Source organism: Pseudoalteromonas sp. S8-8 (assembly GCF_000497875.1).
In the GTDB taxonomy this organism is placed as follows: Bacteria; Pseudomonadota; Gammaproteobacteria; order Enterobacterales; family Alteromonadaceae; genus Pseudoalteromonas; species Pseudoalteromonas arctica.
The window spans coordinates 1-24,951 of the sequence record NZ_AUTR01000034.1 but is presented as its reverse complement, the minus strand read 5'-3'; the positions used below and the strand labels follow the sequence as shown (position 1 = coordinate 24,951).

General features: G+C 39.0%; 21 protein-coding genes. 5 read left to right on the top strand and 16 right to left on the bottom strand.

The features are described 5' to 3' along the window. Positions 1 to 3 precede the first annotated feature (3 nt). The 7 genes from L659_RS0110090 to L659_RS0110060 form a co-directional block, all read right to left on the bottom strand. Positions 4 to 840 (bottom strand): peptidoglycan binding protein CsiV, encoded by an 837-nt coding sequence (locus tag L659_RS0110090; protein ID WP_024590463.1) that lies wholly within the window; start codon positions 838 to 840, stop codon positions 4 to 6. After that, a complete protein-coding gene (gene mfd, locus L659_RS0110085; RefSeq protein WP_024590462.1) occupies positions 840 to 4,313 on the bottom strand; it encodes a transcription-repair coupling factor in 3,474 nt (1,157 codons plus the stop codon). Before mfd ends, L659_RS0110090 begins: the two co-directional genes overlap by 1 nt. 59 nt (positions 4,314 to 4,372) lie before the next feature. Continuing rightward, positions 4,373 to 5,266 carry a carbon-nitrogen hydrolase gene (locus L659_RS0110080; RefSeq protein ID WP_024590461.1) on the bottom strand — a complete coding sequence of 298 codons (894 nt, stop codon included), beginning with the start codon at positions 5,264 to 5,266 and terminating at the stop codon, positions 4,373 to 4,375. Continuing rightward, positions 5,263 to 6,318: an agmatine deiminase family protein gene (locus L659_RS0110075; protein ID WP_024590460.1), complete on the bottom strand. Its 1,056-nt coding sequence runs from the start codon at positions 6,316 to 6,318 to the stop codon at positions 5,263 to 5,265. The genes L659_RS0110080 and L659_RS0110075 overlap by 4 nt, the downstream gene beginning before the upstream one ends. 57 nt (positions 6,319 to 6,375) lie before the next feature. Continuing rightward, positions 6,376 to 6,984 (bottom strand): PilZ domain-containing protein, encoded by a 609-nt coding sequence (locus L659_RS0110070; protein WP_024590459.1) that lies wholly within the window; start codon positions 6,982 to 6,984, stop codon positions 6,376 to 6,378. A gap of 220 nt (positions 6,985 to 7,204) precedes the next feature. Beyond that, complete coding sequence (locus L659_RS0110065) at positions 7,205 to 7,972, bottom strand: haloacid dehalogenase type II (protein ID WP_024590458.1); 768 nt, start codon at positions 7,970 to 7,972, stop codon at positions 7,205 to 7,207. Beyond that, complete coding sequence (locus L659_RS0110060) at positions 7,972 to 8,622, bottom strand: peroxiredoxin-like family protein (RefSeq protein ID WP_007585680.1); 651 nt, start codon at positions 8,620 to 8,622, stop codon at positions 7,972 to 7,974. Before L659_RS0110060 ends, L659_RS0110065 begins: the two co-directional genes overlap by 1 nt. A gap of 122 nt (positions 8,623 to 8,744) precedes the next feature. Here L659_RS0110060 and L659_RS0110055 point away from each other — a divergent pair, with 122 nt between their 5' ends. Continuing rightward, on the top strand, positions 8,745 to 9,632 hold the full coding sequence (locus tag L659_RS0110055) for a LysR family transcriptional regulator (protein WP_007585683.1): 888 nt from the start codon (positions 8,745 to 8,747) through the stop codon (positions 9,630 to 9,632). On the opposite strand, the gene L659_RS0110050 is transcribed toward L659_RS0110055, so the two are convergent. Next, complete coding sequence (locus L659_RS0110050) at positions 9,612 to 10,127, bottom strand: DUF2937 family protein (RefSeq protein ID WP_024590457.1); 516 nt, start codon at positions 10,125 to 10,127, stop codon at positions 9,612 to 9,614. The genes L659_RS0110055 and L659_RS0110050 overlap by 21 nt on opposite strands. Positions 10,128 to 10,235: 108 nt before the next feature. On the opposite strand from L659_RS0110050, the gene L659_RS0110045 reads away from it, so the two are divergent. Genes L659_RS0110045 through L659_RS0110035 form a run of 3 tightly spaced genes read left to right on the top strand, consistent with a single transcriptional unit; the run spans position 10,236 to position 14,923 of the window. Then, a complete protein-coding gene (locus tag L659_RS0110045) occupies positions 10,236 to 10,802 on the top strand; it encodes an RNA polymerase sigma factor (RefSeq protein ID WP_007585687.1) in 567 nt (188 codons plus the stop codon). Beyond that, a complete protein-coding gene (locus L659_RS0110040) occupies positions 10,799 to 11,878 on the top strand; it encodes a FecR family protein (protein ID WP_024590456.1) in 1,080 nt (359 codons plus the stop codon). Before L659_RS0110045 ends, L659_RS0110040 begins: the two co-directional genes overlap by 4 nt. 9 nt (positions 11,879 to 11,887) lie before the next feature. Continuing rightward, complete coding sequence (locus tag L659_RS0110035) at positions 11,888 to 14,923, top strand: TonB-dependent receptor plug domain-containing protein (protein ID WP_024590455.1); 3,036 nt, start codon at positions 11,888 to 11,890, stop codon at positions 14,921 to 14,923. A 53-nt stretch (positions 14,924 to 14,976) separates the two neighbouring features. On the opposite strand, the gene L659_RS0110030 is transcribed toward L659_RS0110035, so the two are convergent. The 8 genes from L659_RS0110030 to L659_RS0109995 all read right to left on the bottom strand — a co-directional run bounded on the left by L659_RS0110030 (position 14,977) and on the right by L659_RS0109995 (position 22,825). Beyond that, a complete protein-coding gene (locus tag L659_RS0110030) occupies positions 14,977 to 16,305 on the bottom strand; it encodes an IS4 family transposase (RefSeq protein ID WP_010554630.1) in 1,329 nt (442 codons plus the stop codon). Between the two features lie 128 nt (positions 16,306 to 16,433). Beyond that, entirely contained in the window at positions 16,434 to 16,829 is a 396-nt protein-coding gene (locus L659_RS0110025; RefSeq protein WP_024590454.1) for an ExbD/TolR family protein, read from the bottom strand. A 314-nt stretch (positions 16,830 to 17,143) separates the two neighbouring features. Then, positions 17,144 to 17,587: a ferritin-like domain-containing protein gene (locus L659_RS0110020; protein ID WP_002961486.1), complete on the bottom strand. Its 444-nt coding sequence runs from the start codon at positions 17,585 to 17,587 to the stop codon at positions 17,144 to 17,146. A gap of 177 nt (positions 17,588 to 17,764) precedes the next feature. Beyond that, complete coding sequence (locus tag L659_RS0110015) at positions 17,765 to 18,703, bottom strand: LysR family transcriptional regulator (RefSeq protein ID WP_002961484.1); 939 nt, start codon at positions 18,701 to 18,703, stop codon at positions 17,765 to 17,767. A 19-nt stretch (positions 18,704 to 18,722) separates the two neighbouring features. Next, positions 18,723 to 20,441 carry a bifunctional isocitrate dehydrogenase kinase/phosphatase gene (gene aceK, locus L659_RS0110010; RefSeq protein ID WP_024590453.1) on the bottom strand — a complete coding sequence of 573 codons (1,719 nt, stop codon included), beginning with the start codon at positions 20,439 to 20,441 and terminating at the stop codon, positions 18,723 to 18,725. Between the two features lie 103 nt (positions 20,442 to 20,544). After that, the gene (locus L659_RS0110005) at positions 20,545 to 21,024 is read right to left on the bottom strand and encodes a DUF4124 domain-containing protein (RefSeq protein WP_024590452.1); all 480 of its coding nucleotides are present in this window, start codon (positions 21,022 to 21,024) and stop codon (positions 20,545 to 20,547) included. A gap of 86 nt (positions 21,025 to 21,110) precedes the next feature. Continuing rightward, positions 21,111 to 22,607, bottom strand: coding sequence for a DUF3413 domain-containing protein (locus tag L659_RS0110000; RefSeq protein ID WP_024590451.1), 1,497 nt, complete (start codon positions 22,605 to 22,607; stop codon positions 21,111 to 21,113). A gap of 5 nt (positions 22,608 to 22,612) precedes the next feature. Continuing rightward, positions 22,613 to 22,825, bottom strand: coding sequence for a DUF1414 domain-containing protein (locus L659_RS0109995; RefSeq protein WP_002961475.1), 213 nt, complete (start codon positions 22,823 to 22,825; stop codon positions 22,613 to 22,615). A gap of 62 nt (positions 22,826 to 22,887) precedes the next feature. On the opposite strand from L659_RS0109995, the gene yejK reads away from it, so the two are divergent. Next, a complete protein-coding gene (gene yejK / locus L659_RS0109990) occupies positions 22,888 to 23,904 on the top strand; it encodes a nucleoid-associated protein YejK (RefSeq protein WP_024590450.1) in 1,017 nt (338 codons plus the stop codon). The last annotated feature ends 1,047 nt before the right edge of the window (positions 23,905 to 24,951 follow it).

Sequence of the window (24,951 nt, the reverse complement as noted above, 5' to 3'; positions counted from 1 at the left end):
GTATTAATGTTTGAATTTTCTGATTTGGACGATCATGCCCATTCGTGGGTGGTCAAAGTAATGTACTTCACCACTTATTACACGTCTAAACTGAGAAAAGCGGGCTGACTCTATATCGCCATTTTCTAGTTTTTGGCTAATATCAAAATTAGCTGTAATGTATAAATAATGTCGTAAGTGTATTTTGAATAAACCGTCTAGTTCCCATTCTGCTTTTGATTGGTTTGGGTCGTTAAATAATTCAGGTTGTGAATTTAATAAACTCATAAGATCAGGATTTGAATAGCTAGGGGTTACGTTGGAATCACTTTTAAGGTGTTTACCTGCTATTAAATGCATACTTGGAGCACGCGACTTACTTGCGCCTTCAAAGCGCCACCCAGTATGTAGAATAGGTGTTAATCCTTTGCGATCTAGCTGTCGGTACTGCGCTTTAAATTGCAGTTGTTCTGGCGCTAATAAATAAGTTTGCTGCATATCATCTTTAGCGGGTGCTAGAGGTGTTACAGGTAGCTCATCATAGCTTTGTAGGTAGTTTGTACTGTCACCGCATACACCCGATTGCGGGTTTGAATTAACTAATGAATCGGTAAAAGAGCGTTTTTGAAAACGCTCATCACCATCTATACAGGCTTGCATTGCTTGCTCTGTATAAAGAGGGGTCATTAAATCTAGAGAGTTTTTATCCTCAATAGCTTTGTGCTTAAGTGTAAAATCTTCTTGCAAATACGGAGCAGGGCGCTGCTTAAATACAAGCACCTCAACCTCAAACCAGCGTTCTGCAAATGCAGTGCTGCTAAACAAGCAGCATAAAATAACTAGCGATTTTTTTAGCAACATTAATGGCTAACCTTTTTTTCGAAATCTGCAATCATTGCAGTGACCATTTTTAAGCGTTCGCGAGCGTTAGCTTCACTAATTGCAAAGCGCAGTTTATTTGCGCCATCCATTTTGTACACCTTAGGCGCACTTTGTATCAAACCAATGATGAAGCTAGGGTTAACCTTAGTATCTTGGCTAAACTCAAAGTAACCACCTTTTGGATTTGCCTCAATTTTTGTTATCCCTAAATTACTTGCCTGCATTTTTAATAATTGTAGGCTAAATAGGTTTTTAGCGGCATCAGGCAGTAAACCAAAGCGGTCTATAAGTTCTACCTGTAGTTCATCCATATCATCAAGGTTAGCACAACTAGCAACTCGCTTGTACATACCTAAGCGTGCATTGACATCGTGTATGTAATCATCAGGTAATAGTGCAGCCAGTTTTAAATCTACTTCGGTTTGTTTTTTAAGTAGATTTTCAAGCGTTGGCTCTTTTCCTTCACGTAGCGCATTTACGGCTTGCTCAAGCATTTCCATGTACAAACTAAAGCCTATAGTTTGCATTTGACCTGATTGATCGTCGCCAAGTAACTCACCAGCGCCACGAATTTCTAAATCGTGTGTAGCGAGGGCAAAACCCGCGCCTAAATCTTCCAACGATTCAATTGCTTGTAAGCGTTTACTCGCGTCTTTAGACAGTGCTTTAGGGTCACCTGTGAGTAAATAGGCATACGCTTGATGATGGCTTCGACCAACTCGTCCACGTAATTGGTGTAATTGCGCAAGGCCAAGTTTATCTGCTCTATCCATAATAATGGTGTTGGCTGTCGGTACATCAATACCCGTTTCGATAATCGTGGTACATACCAGCACGTTGTATTTTTGATGATAAAAGTCAGTCATTATTTGCTCAAGCTCTTGCTCGCGCATTTGACCATGGGCTGAGGTGACGCTTGCTTCAGGCACCCATTCACTAATTTCTTGCGCAACACGGTCAATAGTTTCCACATTGTTATGCAAAAAGTAAACTTGGCCACCGCGTTTAATTTCACGCAGTACCGCTTCGCGTATTAGTTCTACATCGCGTTGGCGTACAAAGGTTTTTACCGCTAAACGTTTAGCCGGTGGCGTTGCGATTATTGATAAATCGCGCATGCCGCTCATGGCCATGTTAAGTGTACGCGGTATTGGCGTTGCAGTTAGTGTGAGTATGTCTACATCGGCACGCAGGGCTTTAATTTTCTCTTTTTGACGAACACCAAAGCGATGCTCTTCATCAACAATGAGTAAGCCTAAATCGTTAAATTTAATGTCATGCTGAATAAGTTTATGTGTGCCAATAACTATATCGAGTTTACCATTGGCCATTTTTTCAAGTGTGTCTTTTTGCTCTTTAGTGGAGTTAAAGCGCGAAAGTACACCAACTTCAATAGGAAAATCAGCAAAACGGTCTTTAAAATTTTCATAGTGCTGCTGAGCCAGCAAGGTAGTCGGCACTAAAATGGCTACCTGTTTATCATCGTTAACCGCTACAAAAGCAGCACGCATGGCCACTTCTGTTTTACCAAAGCCTACGTCACCACACACTAAGCGGTCCATGGCTTGTTTTGATTGCATATCGCCTAACACTGCTTCTATGGCGTTGCGCTGATCGTCAGTTTCTTCAAACGGGAAGCTATCGCTAAATTGGCGATATGCAGGGGCGTCTAGAGTAAACTTATTACCGGGTTTTGCTTGGCGCTGAGCATAAATATCGAGTAATTCGGCTGCTACATCGCGAACTTTTTCAGCCGCACGTTTTTTTGCTTTTTCCCATGCATCTGAGCCAAGCTTATGCAGAGGGGCGCTAGCTTCTTCACCGCCAGAGTAACGACTCAGCATATGCAGTGCAGACACTGGCACGTAAAGTTTAGCTTCACTTGCGTAAGTAATCGTAACAAACTCAGTAATTACACCTGCGGCATCAATTGTTTGCAAACCTTGGTAACGCCCAACACCATGGTCGAGATGCACAACAGGTTGGCCTTCTTTAAGCTCAGCTAAATTACGGATTAGCGCATCTTGGCTGGCTTCGTACTTGTGCTTGCGGCGTCTGCGCTGAGATACTTTTATACCTAGCAGTTCTTGCTCGGTAATAATAGAAAGGCTTGGTTTAGTACCAAGTACTACACTTTGCTCAAGCGGGCTTACTATTAAACCTACATCACTCGCGCTTTTTGTAAATTGTTCGAGTGTTTCAAATTCTTTAAATTTTAAACCGCTTGGTTTTAGAATGCTCAGTAATGATTCGCGACGACCATCGGATTCAACACTGAGTAATATGCGGCCTTTTTTCTTTTTTTGCTCTGCTACATAATTTATAAACGCGGCATAAGGTTCATGCTGTTTATGATCAATTCTAATCGCTGGTAGCTCGCTAACGCTTAAGTTTTTATTGCCCGCTTTAGTACCAAGCTTTGCAAGAGATAAACGAATACGTGCAAAATTGCCTAAATTAGAAAACAGCTCTTCAATAGGCTGATAAAGCGCATTGGGTTCAAGTAATGGACGAAGTGGGTCAACTCTGCGGTTCTCATAGCGTACATTTACATCGTGCCAAAAGGTGTCTGCCGCGTGCTCTAAATCACCCAGCTGCATAACAGTTGTCGTATCTGGCAAGTAGTCAAAAATAGTCGCTAGCTTTTCAAAAAACAACGGCATGTAGTATTCAACACCTGCAGGCCAGTTACCTTTGCTTACTTGCATGTATACAGAGTCTTGCTGCGAGCTTGCACCAAATTTTTCGCGGTAGCTTATTCTAAAACGTTCAATATCAGCGTCGTTAGTAGGAAATTCATGCGCTGGAAGTAGCTCAATTTTATCTACTTTTTCATCAGAACGCTGCGTTTCTACATCAAATAAGCGAATTGTGTCGAGTTCGTCATCAAAAAAATCGAGTCTAAATGGATGCGGGCTACCCATTGGATATAAGTCAACGATAGAGCCGCGTATAGCGTATTCGCCGTGCTCCATTACTTGTTGAACATTTAAATAACCAGCTTGCTCTAAGTTGTCACGAAAGTTATGTGTGTCTAGCTTGTCGCCCACTTTAAAGTTTATTGTTGAACCGTAAATAAACGAGGCCGGGGCTGTGCGCAACATTAAGGTAGATACAGGCACAATTAACACACTTTGTTGTTCTTTTTTTAAGGTGTTTAAAGTGGCTAAACGGGCTGAAATAATATCTTGATGGGGAGAAAAGTGATCGTATGGCAGAGTTTCCCAATCAGGAAATACCATTACTGGGTTATCGGGTAATAAATATTCTAATTCTGTTTCAAGGCGTAGTGCGCTTGGTGTATCAGGAGTAACAATCAAGACTAAGTTGTCTTGTTGTTTAACGCCTTCAGCAATGGCAATACTTAAACCACTTCCGCTTAGCTGGCCCCATTGAATTTTATCTTTTTGAGATTTTACCCAAGGCAAGGCTGCCCATTGCTCAAACGCCATTTATTACTCCATTTATAGTTGGCTCTTAGCAAGTAAGAGCCATCTTGAGTTAAGATTTCTTAGTCTCGGTATATTTTTGTTAGGTCTTTATAGTGATCAATTCTACGGTCACGCAAGAACGGCCAGATACGTCTTACGTTTTCTGAGCGTTTTTGATCAATATCTACCACTAAAATTTGCTCATCAGTATTATTAGCCTCTGCTAATAATTCACCTTGTGGGCCTGCAATGAACGAATTTCCCCAAAACGCAATGCCATCGCTTTGCGCACTTGGGTCACTTTCATGGCCGACACGGTTACAGCTAATTACTGGTACACCATTGGCAACAGCATGGGCACGCTGACTAATAACCCACGCATCTTTTTGACGAGTTTGCTCAGCAATGTCGTCGTTAGGATCCCAACCAATAGCGGTTGGGTAAATTAACACTTCAGCGCCTGCCATTGCCATTAAGCGGGCAGCTTCAGGAAACCATTGATCCCAACATACTAGCACGCCTAATTTACCCACCGAGGTTTGAATAGGCTCAAAACCGATATCACCTGGGGTAAAGTAAAATTTTTCGTAAAAACCTGGGTCATCAGGAATATGCATTTTACGGTATTTACCTGCAATACTGCCATCTTGTTCTAATACAACTGCGGTGTTGTGATAAAGGCCCGTAGCGCGTTTTTCAAATAAAGAGGCCACAATAACAATGCTTAACTCTTTAGCAAGCTCACCTAAGGCGTTACTGCTAGGGCCTGGAATGGTTTCGGCTAAATCAAATACGTCAACATTTTCGGTTTGGCAAAAATAGAGGCTTCGGTGTAGCTCTTGAAGTACAACCAGTTTTGCACCTTTTTGAGCGGCTTCACGAATGGCACTCATTGATTTTGCCATATTGTGCTGAGCGTTATCGGTATTGCTTTGTTGCACTAACGCAACGGTTAATTTTGCAGGGCTTGTCATTGTGCTGCTCCAGCTAAAAATCCACGAGGTAATTGCATTGTAATACAGTGCAGGCTGCCAAATTGTTCAATTATTGGTTGGCAATTAACGCCAATAATAGTGTGTTGTGGGTATGCTTTTTGAACTTGTGCAAGAGCACGTTCATCATTGGCATCATTATACGTTGGCACAAGCACAGCATTATTAATAATTAAGTAGTTAGCGTAGGTAGCCGGTAAGCGTGTTTGCTCATCGTCATAAGCGGCTTTTGGCCACGGTAACTCAATTAAGTTATATGGGGTGTTATCGGCAGTTTTAAAGGTTTTTAGTTGTTTTTCCATTGCATCAAGTGCGCTAAAGTGCTCATCAGTTTTATCGTCACACCGCACATATACAAGGGTATTATTTGGAGCAAAGCGCACTAAGGTATCAATGTGGCTGTCGGTGTCATCACCGGCTAAATAGCCATGATCAACCCATAAAAAACGTGTTGCGCCCAAGTGCTCTTTTAAAAGTACTTCTATGTCAGCAGGGTTTAAATCTGGGTTACGGTTTTTGTTAAGCAAACATTCGCTGGTTGTTAGCAACACACCATGCTCGTTTATTTCAATACCGCCACCTTCAAGTACCATATCGAGCGCTTGATATTGGTTGTTTATGCTACTTAGCTCTTTTACCAAAGTACGATTAATTTGATTGTCTAATGCGCTTTCAAATTTATTGCCCCAACCATTAAAAGTAAAATCATATACTTTTAGTTGTTCTGGTGAATCAATAGCGGCGCAAGTAAGCGGGCCATGATCGCGCGCCCAGGTATCGTTGGTAGGCGTTACTACAAAATGAACACGATTAAGAGAGATGTTAGCGCTATTTAGCAATGCTGTAATATGCATTTTTAAGGCACTGTTATGCGCCACAATAACAAGCTGTTGCTGCATTGTTATATGCTTAGCAAGCTCAATATATACAGGTTCTACACGTGCTAAATTATCAGCCCAATCTGTGTCTTTATGAGGCCATGTAAGCATAACAGCGTCTTGCTCGGCCCATTCTGGTAAAAGTCTAAAGTTCATGAAGTTTATATACTAATTAAGATGACGCTAGTTTAGCATTTTACATAAAGATGTCAGCTAATTATCACTGTTTAGGTTGGCTTGGTTTTGATCAAGTTCCTGACGTTTTTTAAGTTGGCGGGTTTGAGCATGTAAACTCGCTCTAACAATAAGTTCTTGGTCAGTGGTTCTAATTGCAGTAAAGAGCATGGTGTATTGATAATGTTCGCTATCTTGTTTTTCTACTGCCACAACTTCGGTGTAACAATAAACCGCAGAGGCTTCGTGGTGCAAAAACAGTTTTGTTCTAAACGCTTGGCCAATTGAGTGTGCTTCGGGTGATGTAAAGCTAATACCGCCACCGCCGTAGCTATCACATTGTATTGCATTATCTTGGGCTTGTTCTGAGGCCAAAATATGGCTCATTATTAAATCTATTTTACGTGACTGCGCTTGTAAAAATGTAGCTAGCTCTTGTGCTATATCGCCCAAGTTACGCAGTGGTCGTAACGAGCTTTGCTCAAGTTCACTTACTTCATTTGCTAATCTAAATAGTGGGGGGATATCGTCTTCTAGCTCAAGCTGCGATTTAGGAACTTGTCCGTTCGATACGGCGAATAAATTCACTCTTATACTTTCATTAATTTGAAAGTACTGTTCAAACTCACCTAATCTTTCACTATTCATTATGTTCTCCACCACGTATTTATTTAATAGTAGCGTTGTGAGTACTAAATTGCTAGCAGATAAAATAACTCATAGTGGGCTAAATGCTTTGTTTACATTCAATTTTTAACATACTGATTATGAAAATAAATACACTAAGACATATTTAGGGGTAGTTATAAAAAAGCGGCCAATGTCATCCTAACATTGGCCGCTTGGGTATTGATTCATCAGCGCATACTTATTTAAGTAGAGCGGCTAATTCATGTAAATCTTTCACAACGTGATCTGGTTTTTTAGCTAATGGGTAAAGTGCTTTACCTGGGCGTGCAATGAAAGTGGTTTGTAAGCCTGCTTCTTTTGCGCCAGCAACATCCCAGCCATGGGCTGCAACCATCATAGCTTCATTTGGTGCTACATTTAGCTTTTTAAGTACCCATTCATAAGCACGTAAGTCTGGTTTGTAAATTTTAATATCTTCAATGCTGTAACGTGCATCAAAGTAAGACATTAAACCAGCGCTTTCAAACTGTGCCTTTACACCTTTGTTTGAAGAATTTGTAAGGCTTACTAATTTATAGCCCTGAGCTCTAAGTTTTGCCAGTCCTTCTTTAACATCGCTGTGTGGAGGAAGCGTTAAAAGAGGCGTAACAATAGCTGTTTTAGCTTGTTCACTTGTAATATCAATATTGTTGTTTTGAGCAACCATAAGAAGTGATGCCACCCCAATTTGCCCAAAGTCGTGATAACTACCGCTTACTGTATCTACTAATGAATGGTGCAGCATAGTCGAAAACCATAGTGGTAATAAATCTTCACGCCCGCCTAGTGCTTTACCAATAGAGGTACGCATTGACGTTAAATCAAGTAGGGTTTCGTTTACATCAAAAATAAGCACTTTGGGCTTTACTTGTTCTTTTGGTTCATCAGCGACTGCATAACCAGATACAAGGCTTGTGCCTACAAGTAGTGAAAGAGTAAGTGTTTTTAACGATTTTAAAATAGACATTAGTTATTCTCCGATTCAAGTGCTGCCATAATATCAGTAGGTTCTGCGCGTAGGGTGTAGTCTTCGTTTAAAAATGCGTATGTAATAACACCTTCTTGGTTTATCACATAAGTAGCCGGTAGCGGCAATTTAAAGCTTTTATCGCCGTAGTAGTGTTCAAAATCAATACCAAATTGTGTGTATAACGCTTGAATACGCTCATCAAGTGTAAACAATAAACCAAATTGCTCAGCTACTTTATTACTAACATCTGAAAGCACGTCAAACTCAAGATCGTTTTTTTGTGCAGTTGAGAGAGTTTCATCAGGCAGTTGTGGTGATATTGCGACTAACTGAGCATTTTGAGTTTTAAATTGCGGTAAGTAGTCATTAAGTGCTTTTAGCTCTAAATTACAATATGGGCACCAGCCACCACGATAAAAGCTAATAATTACCGGGCCTTTTTTTAATAAATCCGCAAGCTCAATGTTTTCGCCGTTATGGTTGGCTAGGCTGAAGTTTTCTACCTTTTGACCAATTTGCAACGCATTGTCTTTAATATGCTGTGCAATAAGCTCTTCGTTTGTAGTGTTCATTAATGCTAAAACGTCAGCCGGTAACTTGGCATCTTTTTGTACGTTATAGGCATCTATTTGCGCTTTTAAACTCATGATTGAACCTCAATAATTAGACTATTTGCAATTATAGTGTTTTACATATTTAAATAAACATTGCAAAACTGAAAGCTTCATTCGAAAATGTTAAACATTGAAAAGTGCACAATGGCATCTTTATGTATAATTTAAGCGACCTAGAAACATTTATAGCAGTAGTTGAAAATAAAGGGGTGCTTGCTGCTGCGCGCGAGCAGCGTTTATCGCCTGCAACGGTAAGCCATCGCTTAAGTAAATTAGAACGTGAGCTTGCAACAGTACTTGTTTTTAGAGATAGCCGACGAGTACGGTTATCTCCCGCAGGTGAAATATTTTATACGCGAGTTGGCGCTATAATGGAGGCGCTGCACGACGCTGAGCATAGTATTGGTGCGCGTAGTTCATCTGTGAGTGGTTTATTACGCGTGACTATGCCCCCTTGGATTTTTTCAAAATACGTAATGCCAAGACTTAATGAGTTAGAGCAGGCCTATCCTGAACTAAAACTTGATTTTTTAATTACTGATCATTTTGTAAATGTGGTTGATGACGCACAAGATGTGGCAATTCGTGTAGGACAATTAAATGATTCCGGTTTACTGTCACGAAAAATAGTAAACAACAAACGTATACTTTGCGCAGCTCCTAGCTACATAAAAAAATATGGCATGCCTAAAAGCTTAGCTCAATTGAGCGAACACTATTGGGTTTGCCTGCCGTGGCAGCGCCAATTAAAGCTTTTTGATGAACAAGGTAAAACACATACTTTTAATGCAAGAACACGCTTTACTATTTCTAATTCCGATAATATGACTCAAGCAGCCATTGCAGGTCATGGCATTGCAATTAAATCAATGATAGCTATTCATGAAGATATTAAAAATGGCATTTTAGTTGAAGTTATGCCCGGTGTCATGGCACAAGATGATGCACCAGTTTGGTTTTTGCGTCCGCAAAATAGCTTAACTACCCGCAAAACCGATGTATTTTATGACTTTATGAAATCACTATTTTTGAGCTGCGAATAAGCGTTTAAATGAGCGTTTTACTCCAGTTAAAAACAAATAACCAGTAAGTTCGGCAAGTAAGGCAACTATAATAGCTGCAACAATGGCGGCTATAATAGAGTCTTTTTTTAAAATGATTTGACCTTCGAAGCGTTGCCACACTTGTTGCTTTACATCACTCATGCCACTGATCATAGTAAAAATATATGGAGATTGCGCAAACCTATTTACAGCGATTTGTAAGTCTTGTTGTCGTGTGTAAAGTGTACTGATATTACTTGCACCTTTATTCACAATCCCATCATCAATATTTTTATAGTGTTTAATTAGCTTATTTAAATCATTATTAAAATACTTAGCTGCATCGCTTTTAAAAGGCGCAATAGCATTATTAGCTTCAATTAATTGGGCTGATAATGCTTGGCCAAAATCGCTTACAAATGCAGGAATTTGCACTCCAAGTAGTAAACCGAATGCAAAGAAACTAAGCCGGATGTAATCTAAAAATTTACTCATTTATCTTTCTATCCATTTAAATAACCCAGAATTAACATTTGAGCTTGTTTTTATATCAAAAACTCGTAACCTGTCGGTAATAAAAATAACAACAGGTGGATGTTAAGGATGACGAAAAAAGTAAAATTCACGTCAACATTTGTTGATATATCTAAACAGCTCAAACGTTTTGTATCGCGCATTGTTCAACCCGACGATGTAGAAGATATTGTGCAAGAAACCTTTGTAAAAAGCTACGAAGCTGATTTAAAGCAAGATATACAGTTTACCCGCAGTTACATGCTTAAAACAGCAAAACACTTAGCACTTAACCATATAGCTAAGTGGGACAACAAATTTAATGATTCGTTAGAAAACGATAACGAATTACCGGTATTACTCAAATCAATGAAGCTTGAGGATGAATACACATCTAAAGAGCGCTTTTTACTTTTTTGTAGAGCTACTGAGCAACTAAGCTCATCGATTCGTAAATGCTTTATATTAAAAAAAGTTTACGGCATGAGCCAAAAAGAGATCGCAGACCAAATGCAGTTAAGCCAAAGCACTGTTGAAAAACACATTGCCAAAGGGTTGTTACAAACCATGTCGTACATGCGTGAACATGAGCAAAGCCCTCAAACAAACCCTAAAGCTCAAGCACACCCTATCTCAGTTAAGAGGGTCGCAGAATGAGTAATGTTCATCAATTTAATTCAAAAGATTTAATTTTAGAAAAGTCATGTGATTGGATAAGCGCGATTGATCGTGGTTTAACTGATGATGAAAAAGAGCAATTTAAATTATGGATGATGCAAAGCATCGCCCATCAAGACTCTATATACGAGCTTGCTCAGCTTTGGGATGAGCTTTCGGTGTTAAATGAATTAAGTCATTTATTTCCTCAGCGTAACAATACTAAAGCATCAAAAAATAAGTGGATGTTTTCTTACTCAATTGCAGCGAGTTTATTTGCAGCACTAATGGTATGCAGCTACTTATTAATTAATTTAGAAAACGGCTATAACAAAGAGCTTGCAAAAGTTAACTACACTAAAATTTACAAAACAAAAGTAGGCGAGCAAGCAACGTATGTATTGCCAGACGGCACTATAGTGCAGCTTAATACTAATAGCTTACTAGAAGTTGCTTATAGCAAAGGCCGCAGGCAGTTGTTACTTAGTCGAGGAGAAGGGCGTTTTAATGTAGCAAAAGATGCCACGCGTCCGTTTAGTGTTATGGCCGGCGACAAAAGCTTTACCGCACTCGGTACCGTGTTTAATGTACAGCGTAATACCTCATCAGATTTAGAGCTTGTTGTTACCGAAGGCAAAGTGATGATCACCGACCCTAGTGTAGCGGTTGATGCAAATGACTTTAAAGATTATCAGCTTGCAGATAACAGCACGCAAAAAATTCGTCTAATTAATGCCAATATTGTTACCTCAGGCGAAAAAGTAATTATAGAGCAGAGTGTTACAAAGCCAATTACCCAGCTTTCAATGAACGACGTACAACGCGATTTGGCATGGCAAAATGGCATGCTTATTTTTAATGGAGAAGAGCTAAGCGATGCTTTAAATGAAGTAAGTCGCTATACCGCCACACGTTTTGAGCTTTCATCAGCTGAGCTTGCCAGTATTAAAGTAGCTGGGGTATTTAAAGCGGGTGACGTTGAAGGTTTACTAGAAAGTTTACAAACTAATTTTTCGATTGATCATGAGCGTTTAGGTGAGCATGTAGTAACGCTAAAACACCATACAGAATCATAAGTAGACGTTATGCAAATCAAACTAATGTTAGATAAAGTTGCATCAATAAAGATTGAAGGTAAAAAAAATATTAAAAAAAAGAAACAAAACCATGGAGGATTTTTGTTTGTCAGCTGTTTATATAAGTTGCGCAGTAACCAAACGCATTTATTGAGTGGATTTAGTGTGCTTGTACCGGCTATTTTTAGCTTGAGTGTACAAGCAGCAACTCAAACCACTGGGCAAATGGTGCAATTTGATATAAAAGCGCAGCGAGCAGACAAAGCCTTAATTGAATATGCTAAACAAACAGAGCAAACCGTGGTGTTTTCTTATGAGTTGGCAAAGCAGTATGACGCAAATTCAGTTTATGGATTTTACACTCAGCTAGATGCTCTAGAGGCATTATTAGGTGGGACTGAACTCGATGCGGTTGTTGATCAAAATGGTTTACTGAGTATAAAACTCAAACAAATCAACAGGAATGATAACAACATGATGAAGCTTTCAGCGGTCAGTGCAGCAGTATTACCAGCTTTACTTGCAGTAAATTCGCAAGGTGTAAACGCAGCAGAAGAAGTCGCTCAAGAAAAAATTGAAAAAATTGCTATTGTCGGTAGCCGTGTAGCAGGACGTTCAGTTGAAGATTTACCCGTTCCAGTAGATATCTTAAGTGCAGAAGCGCTTGAAAATACAGGCCAAACAGAAGTTGGTCGTATGCTACAGTCTATCGCCCCTTCATTTAACTTTTCAAGCTCTGCAATTAGTGACGGTACTGATGCTTTAAGACCTGCGACACTTCGCGGTTTGGGCCCCGATCAAACATTGGTGTTAATTAACGGCAAACGTCGTCATCAAGCAAGTATTATTCATATTAATGGCTCTGTTGGGCGTGGTACCGCAGGTACTGATATGAATGCAATTCCAGCTTCTGCAATTAAACGCATTGAAGTATTACGTGATGGCGCTGCTGCTCAGTATGGTTCTGATGCAATTGCAGGTGTTATTAATATTGTGCTTAAAGATGGTAGCGAAGGTGGCAAAGCGGCTATTAACTACGGTCAATATTCTGAAGGCGATGGCGAAACCATTAACCTTGATTTTAATAAAGGCTTTGCGCTAGGTGATGACGGTTATTTAAATACAACTATCAATTACCGTGACCGTGCACCGACTAACCGCGCTGGTTTACATGGCTCTTGTCAGTTTTATGGTTGTACAGAACTAAGTGACGGCACTTTACTTGCTGGCGATCCGCGTGAGCTGACAGCCGATCGTGATACATTCAGAATTGGTGATGCTGATTCTCAGCAGTTTGGTTTAACAATTAATACCGGTTACGAGTTAGGTGATGGCGAGCTTTACGGCTTTATTACTTACTCAACACGTGAAAATGAGTCGGCTGCATTTTTCCGTCATAATGCAAATGCAGGTGGTAACCCAGTACTACAAGATAATGATGCGACGATTCCGCTAGGTTTCTTACCAAAAATTAATACAACTATCGACGATATCTCGTACAACTTTGGTTATAAAACTGAGTTTGATAACGATGCAAGCCTTGATTTATCATACACCTATGGTGAAAACAGCATTGATTACACGACAAGTGACACTATCAATGCCTCATACGCTAACTTTTTACGTTATGACCAAGGTTTAAGTGCTGCTGATATTCGTACAACAATCCCACGTGAAGCGTACGCTTACGGCATGGAATTATCACTGCAAACAATCAATATTGATTTTACGCAAAACTTTGATGATTATTCTTTAGCAATGGGCGCTGAAATCCGTACTGACGAATATCGCATTTTAGAAGGTAATGAGTACGCATACCGCGATTACGATACAACCAACGGTGTAAGTATTTACAACGGCTTAAGTGGTGGTGTTGGTTCTGAAGATGCATCAGGTGGTTCACAAGGTTTTGGTGGTTCAGCTCCTGCGTCATCAGTTGATGAATCGCGTGATGTAATTTCATTTTACATAGATGCAGAAGCTTATGTGATTGAAGATGTAATTTTATCGGGTGCACTTCGCTACGATAACTACAAAGGCTTTGGTGATACAGTAAACTTTAAGCTTGCTGGTAACTGGTCTGTAACCGACGATATTTCACTACGTGGTGCATTAAGCTCAGGTTTTAGAGCGCCTTCAATGCAGCAGCTTTACTTTAATAACGTAAGTACGCAATTTGTTGTTGGTACTAATGGTAATTTAGTTGCAGAAGAGGTTGGTACATTTAGAAATGATTCAACACTTGCGCAAAGCTTAGGTATTCCAAAGCTTAAAGAAGAAAAATCACAAAACCGTAGTTTAGGTATTGTATATAACGTTACAGATAATATTAATGTAACCGTTGATTACTACTCAATTGATATTGACGACCGTATTGTAATTAGTGACCGCTTAGGTAAAGGTTTATCTACAAGCCTTGATGCTGCACTAAATAGTGCGGGTGCTGGCGTAGGTCAGTTCTTCTTAAATGGTGCTGATACAGAAACTCGTGGTGTTGATTTTGTAGCAACGTGGAACACTGAAGGTTTAGGCGGCACGCTTGATTTTACACTTGCAGCTAACTTTACTAAAACAGATGTTGTATCGTTATTTTCGCCTGCTGGCTCAAGCCTTGAGACAGTAAACGTAGAAGATATATTTTCAGCTGAAGACATCTCTATTATTGAAGAGTGGCAACCAGAGGATCGTATTAACTTAAGTGCACTTTATCAACGTGATGATTGGACAGTTAACCTGTCACTTAATCGCTTTGGTGAGTACACAGTAGAAGATGGTGGTCGTCAAACGTATGGCGCAGAAATTTTAACTGACGTTAAAGTTAACTACTTCGTTACTGAAGATTTATCGGTAAATATTGGTGCAAATAACTTGTTTGATGTTTACCCAGATAAAAACGAAATAGGTAACTCTCGCTCAGGTACTATTGTGGATGCTAGTGGCAACACAGTAATAAGCAGCTCAGGTGTGTTTGACTACTCACGTCGTTCTGCTCCATTTGGATTTAACGGTGCTTACTACTACGTAGGCGCAGAATACCGTTTTTAATTAATAACCTCCCTTTCGTTATTTAACTCAAAGGGCCGTAAGGCTAATGCCAGTCAGTTAAGCTGACTGGCATTTTTCTTTTTATGGGGATACTTAGATGGTTTTGGCTTAACCCATCGGGGGTATCTTCTATCCTCTCGTCTAGCTGGAAGCTTAAATAAGACCAGTGTATTGAGTAAGTGCTGCCAGTGTATTGGAATGTTCCCTGGACTCATTATAGATACTGACGAGAAATACTGAATGACAGCCATCGAACTGCTAGAGAAACTAAGCTGGTTAGGCCATATCCCTGTAACTGTCGCCGCCATCGTCATTATTCTTCGTATTAAATTATAGGCGAGTAACACGCCCCATAGCTCCTGACGCACCATGTCTGGACGCTTGCTTCTTAAATGGTATGCGCTATCAAGCATGGTTTGTTTGATTTCTCTAAACCCAAGTTCTATCTCCCAACGATGACAATATAATTCAACAATTTCATTACCTGGATAACGCAATCTATCCGTCATCGAGGTTAATATACGGTAGCTTTTGCCCTTTATTGTTTTACTGATTAATCTCGCTTTAATCGTTTCAGGAACATCGGGAAAGTTTTTTTGTGCATGCTTTGTTGTTTTCAATTCAATGATATGGTCATTTTTACCCGCGCTGGAGATGATTTCATACTGTAAGTCGGGCCTTGCTGGTATCAGCCAGTGCCTCATCTTCCCAGTTTGGTGCCAACGATTTAACAGGCCTAAAGAATAATATCCTTTATCAAACATAGTCAGTGAATTATCTGGTGTACGTTCAATTAAACGCTCAGCTAATTTCATCTCGTTGGTTTTATAGTTATCAAACTCGCTACTGAGCAGTTGATGGCTGGTCAATTCCATATGACAGACCATGCGTATTTGAGGAAAGGCTGTATCACCGTATTGGTTGCTACCAGAAGAGAAGGCTTTACGATTATCAGGCGTGTCGGCTGTTCGCCACACAACACCGTCAACAGCTAATAGGTTCAAGCCATTCCATGTTTCGAATGACTGTTGCTTATACATTGATTGAGCAGATTTATTGAAAACGTGTTTAACGGAATCATCACCTAACCTTTGTCTCGCTTGTACCATCGCACTTGGAGCAACGAGTTGGTTCTTGCCAGGTAACATGATATCTAGCTTATTAGCGATATTCCAAACCGATTCTTTTCGAAACAATGCCATGCCAATAACTGACCACAAAACGGCCTCAAGCGGTAACCTTCGCTTACGAACGGTTGCAATCCCAGCTTGTTGAAAACCTTGTTCAATGATTTCAGGGTCAAGAATTTCTGATAATTTTTCAAAGGTATGGTATCGGCTGCTTTCTTCAAGTGTTGCTTGCAGTGCTTGTTCTATATTCACAAAAAAATCCGTAGTTAGTTTCCTAACTACGGATTTTGCATGATCGTTTGGATCGGTCAATCGGTCATTTTCTTAACTGATCGGCATTAGGCCGTAAGGCCCTTTTTTTGGTTTTATATTGGGCTGTTTTATTTAGAAATCAAACTTATTGAATAATCATCGTATTGCTTAATATTATTCATTACACTCATTAAAGTATTATGTGTACTGTTTTCGTCTGCGGTTATAAGTACCGAACTTATTTCATATTTAGCCGCGAACATCGCTAAATTAGTCGCAACTTGCTCTAAATCAATTAACCTCCCCGAAAAATATATTCCGTTACTTTCATCAATTCTAAATAAAGCATTTTTAACAGGCTTATCTATTTGAGGGCTGTCGAGTGGTCGGTTTAATTCAATAGCCACAGGTTTTACAAAAGATGTAGTTACAATAAAGAAAATTAGTAAAATGAACACTATGTCTAACATCGGGGTCATATCTACATCAGCATTATTTTGTAGTTTGGTTAGTTTGTTTTTTATATTGGACCTTACTTTTAATTAAATGCTGCGGCGCCACAGCAAGGTTTTAGGTACATATTAACAAAATTAGCACAGCAAAAATAAAGCGTGGTTAAATAAATATTCTAATAACATTAAATATTTGTATTAATTATGTATTTAAAATGTGGTGAAATAAGGTGGTGTTTATACCGTTCTGCTTATATATGGGGTCTATTTAGTATCGTTATAATGTAATGCAATTTGTTAAATTGCTTAAAAAACTATGTAGATTGGTATTAGAGGCAATAAAAAACCCAGCTCGAGGCTGGGTTCTAGTTATGCACTATGTCAGCTTAATGCTTTTGCATACGGCTCATTTCTGCATGGCAGCTTTGCATTGTTAATAATGTTTTAGCCAGTGCAGCTTCGCAGTCAGCTGGTTGCGGTTTATCCATTGCTGCTTTAATTTCTTCAAGGGTTTTATCTTCTACCTCTTCAAGCTCTTTTACATACGTGCTGTCGTTGTGTGAGGTGAAAGTAGTCAATAGGGCTGTGTACGCACGTCGTGCTTCAACTGCGAAAGATGAGCCATCTTCGCGTTCGCCTTTTTCATTAATTGCATATGGCTGCAAGCGCTCAACACTCACTTTTCGGGCATCTATCATACGCTGAAAAAGTGCACCAATAGCAGGGTCTTCAACTTTTTCCTGTGCTTTTTGATAAAAATCGATGCCGCTGTTCATAACTTGAATGATGTCAGTAATATGATTTACTTCTGATCCTTGATGGGTGTTCATAATGACCTCTTTAATTAAATGAATGTATAGTTCAATTTAATAAAAGCAATGTATGTTCCACGTTTCAATGGTTGTGTAGTTATTTGATTTTATTGGTTTAATTTTGTTTCAGTAAGATGCTAAGTTAACAGGCAAAAAATTAACCTAGCAATTTTTACATTATATTGTGTAATAAAGTTATTTTAGCTCTTCAGCTACTTCAGCTACTTTTTGACGTAACCAAATGTGACTCGCATCGCGATGTAACAGTGGGCTCCAAATCATATCAAGCTCAAAAGGAGGGATTGGAAATGGTGGCTCTAAAATTTTAAGCCCCGGATCATCTAAATATATATTTGCGGCTTTTGAAGGAAGGGTCGCAATTAAATTTTTCTCTTTAGCTAAATGAATTGCCACATGGTAGTTACGCGTAAAAGTGGCAATATTACGATGCTTACCAAAGTGCGCAAGTGCTTCGTCAACCCAGCCAAGTTTTTGCACATCTTTAGGGTCCATGCCTACACCTACACCAAAACCTGTTTTGCTTACCCATATATGGCGCGCTTTTAAATAGCTGTCGAGACTAAAGTTTTCAATTATAGGATTATCGGCTTTTACTAAGCAGCAAAAACTATCTTTCCAAATACGTTTATGATGAAAAGACTGCGGTAAGTTTTCAAAACGGTTGATTGCCATATCTACTTTACCGTTTTCTACATCATGAAAGGTGACATCACTTGGTGTGAGTATATCTAAAGTAGTATCGGGGGCTTCTTCGTGCAATTTACTTAAAAGCTTTGGTGCTAATGTACTTGCAGCGTAATCACTGGCCATTATTCTAAACACACGCTTACTCTGGCTTGCCTCAAATTCTCGATTAGGAGCTAGAGTTTCTTCAAGGGTCATTAATATGCCACGAATAACGGGTTGTAACTCCAAAGCACGCTCGGTAGGCACCATACCATCGCTGGTACGAACTAAAATAGGGTCGTTAAATAAGTTACGAAGACGTTTAAGGCCATTACTCATTGCAGGTTGAGTTATACTCAATTGATTAGCAGCGCGTGTTACGTTGCATTCTCGAAGCAATGTATCGAGGTAAACGAGTAAATTTAAATCTATTTTACTTATATTCATTGTGTGTGTCCTTTAGCGCTTACCAGTGGTGAATAAAGCGCTGTGCTGTCGGGTATGGGTAAATATGACTTACCTGACCATTTTTTATATTTTGTTGTGCCTGCTTCCAAAAGCTAACATCTATAAGCTCAGGATGAGTGCTGAGTAAAAACTTCTTATACATAGGGTTTGGCATTACAAATGTACAAAGTTGCTCAGGAAATACGTCCTGTGGTGCAACAGAGTAACTTTGTTCATCCATTAAATAGTCGTCATAGCTCTTTGCTTTTGGTAATGCTCTAAAGTTCATATCGGTTAGATATTGAACTTCATCGTAATCGTAAAAAATAATACGTTTGTGCTTACTTACACCAAAGTTTTTTAAGAGCATATCACCAGGGAATATATTAACAGCAATCATTTCTTTTAGGGCTTGCCCATATTCTTCAATCGCGTCGGCGACACTTTCTTCATCAGCATTTTCTAAAAACAAGTTAAGAGGTGTCATTCGCCGTTCAATATACAAATGCTTGATGATCAACCAATCGCCCTCAATTACCATTGATGAGCCAATTGTTTTATGTAATTGCGCAAGTAAATTACTATCAAAACGCGCCAAAGGAAATACGACGTTAGAATACTCTATGGTATCGGCCATTCTCCCAACGCGATCATGGTTTTTTACCAGTTGATAGCGCTTTAATACGGTATCACGGCCGAAGGGTTTACTCTCACCAAATTTGTCTTTTATTACTTTAAAAACATAACCAAATGAGGGGAGAGTAAATACCATCATCACCATACCGGGAGTCCCCGGTGCAATTGTAAACTCATCACTAGAGTGAGATAAGTGATTTAAAAACTCTCGGTAAAACTCAGTTTTCCCCTGCTTATGAAAACCCACTGCGTTATAGAGCTCAGCAAGTGTTTTGTTTGGCATAAGTTGATTTAAAAACCGGACAAGTGCTGACGGTGCGTGAGTTTCTACCATAAAATAAGCGCGGGCAAAGCCAAAAATAACACGCATTTGAGATGACTTAGTTAAAAGTGCGTCTAAATATAATCCGTTATCTTCATCGTGTAATACAGCGATTATAAAGGGCTGAACCCCACTTTTTGAAACAACACGACCAACAATATAGGCTGCTTTATTTCGATAAAAAGGCGTGTGTAAAATATCAAAGCGCATTTGCCAAGGTTGGTGATGTGTATCGGGGGCTTGTTTATAAAAAGCTTTAACAAGGAGGCGAATATCACGCTCTAAATTTACAAATGGGGCCTTAAAATCAAAATGACTAATAATGCGTTTTATTGTTGGTTTGAGGCCATCAACTACTGGAAAGTATGTTCTATATTCGGCCTCAACAGGCACTGAAGGAGCATCTTTTAAGGTTGCTTCTACAAATATAAAGTCATTATGAAAATAGCGCCTATGGTACAGCCGGCAAAATACAGAGTTATAAAAAGTTTCGGCGAGCTCTGCTTGGGGATGAAAACATAAAAAATGCTGATATATCTTTTTAACTTCAAGCCATATGCTTTCATCGAGTTGTTCGGTTGGGGTTTCTTTTTTTAGCGCTTGCGTGGTTTCGTTAACACGATCATCATAATAGCTGATACGCAAACGGCTGATATCATTAATTGCTTGCCAATCTTTTTTTGCAAAGGCAAGAGGGGCTTTGGCTGTTGTTTTTTGAAATAACTGATAGTGCCTTTTAAAACCCGTTAAAATTAATTCAGCAATATGGCGAGGTTGCATTTGCACTCCTTAAAAGTCCCTAGAGTTTATACTCTATTGTGTTAAGGGTATGTTATTTTAAGTTTAAAACCAAGATAAATGTTACTTACTAACTAAGAGTAACTTATTGGAATTGAGCTATCTTTTTTTCGAGAATTTTAATTTGTTTAGTCACAGCCGATACGTTTTTCTTATATGTTTTATTGATTATTTTTAGTTTCTTAGTAATGTCTTTAGTAATACGCTTTTTATCATCAATGGCTAAGATATGATTTAACCGCTCTTGTTGTTTGTATTCAGCACGCTCTTTATTACGATCAAGTATTGTTAGTTTATGGTTATTACTGCGAAGCTCTGCCTCTAAGCCAGATAGAAGCCTTTCACGCTCAAGTTCGTTTAGTTGTTTAGTGTAGTCAACCTTAGGACCAGAATACTGATTACCCGTTGTGTTAACTTTATAAGTCGTTGCTTCGTCGTCACAGGGGAGTTGAGAAAAGACAGTGCCTTTTTCTGTTACACATTTGTAGTAAGTGGTATCGCTAAAGCTAAAAAAACTGATAAGTAAAAAGCTAGAATGGAGAATATAACGAGAAGTTTTAAACATACATGTCATCCTTGGTTTTTATATCTAACAACAATATAAAACTATAACCTAGCTTGGTGGTATATCAAGCTAGGTTAGGATAACTGTTATTGGGTAAAGGTTTTGAGCTTTTTAATACTCTGTACTAAAAATGGTATATCTAAACCTTGTTCAATAGAAAAACCTTCAGCGGCGGAAATGTTTTTAAAGTTACCATCTGAATCTATTAAGGTAATCCTATCTTTTTTATAGGCTATAACAACACCCTGAGAGTAGTTCACGCCCATATCGTCTTTTTTCTTGTATAGATTAACGCCTAGCATTGTTTGCTTGGCAATAGCTTTGCAATTTAAATATTGCCCAACGCTTGTTGCAATTAAATCGCTAGGTTGAATTAGCCCATCTACTTTAGAAATACGTTTGTCAGAGCTGTATAAAGTTGAGGTGGTTACTACTTCTTGCTTGTTATTGGCAAGACTAAAAGCAAAAACCTGTGTTTCATCATCTCGAACAGTAGGGGTATCACTCGCTTTAATTACTCGAATAGCACTAGAGCTATGTGCTTGATCATTAATAAAGCTTAGTTCTTCAATGCCAGTTACTTCAATGCTACGGCGCTGACTTTGCCAAACTGGGAGTGTCTGCTCGGTTAAAATTGCTGCTTTATAAAAAGCGGGTAAACCATACACTAAGCTAAATAACGTATCGTCATGATTTGTTGGCTGTAAAAACTGCTCTGTTTTGTGCATGTTTTTATTCTCGGCAACAAACTTTTCGAGTTGTTGTTGGGTTTCAAATACAAATATATCTACATTGGCTTGTGTGTAGTCCTCGCATTTTTCAAGCGGGCTTGGCATTTGATAACTAATATTTTGGTTGTTAATTTTTACGTTGTGTGCTTGCTCGTAGCTTTCTATATCTAGCAGATCATTTTTAGCTAACAAGCTTTTAGCGGTAGTAGGGTATGAAAGTGGCAAAACATTATCTTGTTTTGTTACGTCAAAGTTTAAATTGGCGTCAGCCCAAATATGAATACTGTGGCTAAGCGAAAAACACACGATTAAGAAAGAAATTGCGTAACGTGCAAATTTATATTGCTTTAAACGCTCAAGGTGGTGCCATGTGTAATTACTGACAAGTAGCTGAAAGCCTAAAATAACAATAACAATCCCACTGGCTAAAATGGTTGTTAAAGCAGGAGAGCTTGTTAAACGATGCCACAACAATGAAATGATTTCAGGTAAGGCAGATATACTTAGGTGATAACCTAAATTAACATAAACATAAGCATCAAGAGTAAGCAATGAAGCACCTACAGTGGCTATAACAGCGGCCATGCCACGAATGTGCCGTGGGTAGGGAAATATTAAACTAAGCGGAAATACCGTCAGCACAAACGCTAAAAAGGCTATAAAACTAGTGTGGCTTAGCCAAGTAACTAGCATATAAGTAATGCCTAAAAAGCTTGTAGGTGGCGAGTCTGCAAATAAATAACTTAAGCTAATAAGTAGGGCTAAGCCGATATTGGCAAAGGTAAACCAATGCCCCCAACTTAGCAGCTGACTCGCTTTTGATGAAAATTGATTGTGCTGCGATAAATTCATAAATTTTACTTAACCGACTGCGCGAGCGCTTTTGCAAAGTTCTCGGTTACAGCTTGTCTTTTCCCTGTTGGTACATGCTCTTTTAAGATATGCGTGATAGAATTTCCTAAACACATAAGACTTAAATCAACCGGCGCATTGTGTTTAGTTAGCACATCAATAAGCTGATCGACGATTTGTTCTACTTCTTCATTAGAGTATTTTGATAAGATTGGCATTAGTTGGTTCAATAGAATAGTTATATTCTCGTATTTTAACACTAGAGGCGTGAAAAACAAAGATGACAACAGACGTTAAAAAATTAGTCGTTCATTATGTAGACAAAAAAGACGGCGATACGCAAATTCACCTTCGAAATGATGAGATGGTAATTAACGATAAAGTAGCCGTTTTTATCGAACAATTACATCATGCATACAATGGTAAGCCAGGTAAAGGTTACTGTGCTTTCAGTGGTGATAAAAACAGTGTTGTAGCATCTGCAATGCAAAGCTACCGTAACGATGAGCTAGGCTTTTGGCATATGACCGAGCAAGCCTCAACGGTTTTAAAAGAAGAACTTGATAAGTATGCATTTAGTGAAACAGGCTATTTAGTATTTTGTCATTATCAGTATGTTGCTACCGATTACATGTTAATTGCGATGATTAACATTAAAGAGCATTACTCTATGACGTCTGAGCTTGATTTAGCGGCTTCTCGCCATTTAGACATATCTCGCATGCAACTCGCTGCTCGTATCGATTTAACAGCGTGGGATACGCAAGCAGAAGATAATCGTTATATTTCGTTTATCAAAGGACGTGCGGGTCGTAAAGTTGCTGACTTTTTCTTAGACTTTTTAGGCTGTGAAGAGGGTATTGATTCAAAACAGCAAAGCCAAGTAATGCTTAGCGCAGTAGAGGATTATTTATCAGAGCAACAGTTTGATAAATCAGAAAAAGACGATTTACGTAAACAAGTATTTGATTACTGTAATGATTGCGTAACCACAGGCGAAGATGCAAGTGTGAGCGATCTATCTGCAACGCTTACAAAAGGCGATGACAGCCCGTTTGATAGTTTTTGCAAAGAGCAAAGCTATGACTTGGAAGAAACTTTCCCCGTTGATAAGAAAACCGTAACCAGTATGGTTAAGTTTTCAGGCCTTGGTGGGGGTGTAAGTGTCAGTTTTGAACGTAAACACTTAGGTGAGCGCGTAACGTACAACGAAGCAACCGATACACTAGTGATTAAAGGCATTCCGCCAAACTTAAAAGATCAGCTACAACGTTTTATGGAAAGTGAAAGCGAGTAAATTTAACAAGTGAAGTTAAAAAGCTGATTTAATAGCGCGGTATCTATATTGCGCTTTTTTTTACTGGTATCGAAATTCATTGAATCGGAACAGAGCCACTAAAATATCTATTGAACAAAGAGAAGTGAAAGAAGAGTAAGTGAGAAAACATAAGCCATGGTTTATTAGCAAAACTTAATCTTATTACCACCTCTAAAAGCGCAGCGTCTCTTAACCTCTTTGTGAATAAATCGTTTATTATGGGCGTTACCCGTCACGCCAACAAGTTGTGGGTCTGCAGGTTAATTTGTACTGGATATTTAATTTTGGTTGAAGACGTGAAGCACCGCATCTAGTTATTTAATTTCTTTGCTAACAAAACCACTTAAAGATCTATTGAACAAAGAGAACTGAAAGAGGAGTAAATGAGAAAACACAAGCGATGGTTTATTAGCGGAGCTTTTTCAATTTAGCTTTATTGTTACCTCTAAAAGCGCAGCGTCTTTTAACCTCTTTGTGAACAAATTACTTTTTACGGGCTTTGCCCGTCACGCCAACAAGTTGTGCGTCTACTCGTTAATCTTATTCACGGTGTTAAATTTCGGCTGTAGGCGTGAAGCTTGCTTACGCGAGAAGCAACGCTTCTGTTTATTTAATTTATTTGCTAGCAAAGCCACTAAAAGATCTATTTCACAAAGAGAAGTGAAAGAGGAGTAAATGAGAAAACACAAGCGATGGTTTATTAGCGGAGCTTTTTCAATTTAGCTTTATTGTTACCTCTAAAAGCGCAGCGTCTTTTAACCTCTTTGTGAACAAATTACTTTTTACGGGCTTTGCCCGTCACGCCAACAAGTTGTGCGTCTACTCGTTAATCTTATTCACGGTGTTAAATTTCGGCTGTAGGCGTGAAGCTTGCTTACGCGAGAAGCAACGCTTCTGTTTATTTAATTTATTTGCTAGCAAAGCCACTAAAAGATCTATTTCACAAAGAGAAGTGAAAGAGGAGTAAATGAGAAAACACAAGCGATGGTTTATTAGCGGAGCTTTTTCAATTTAGCTTTATTGTTA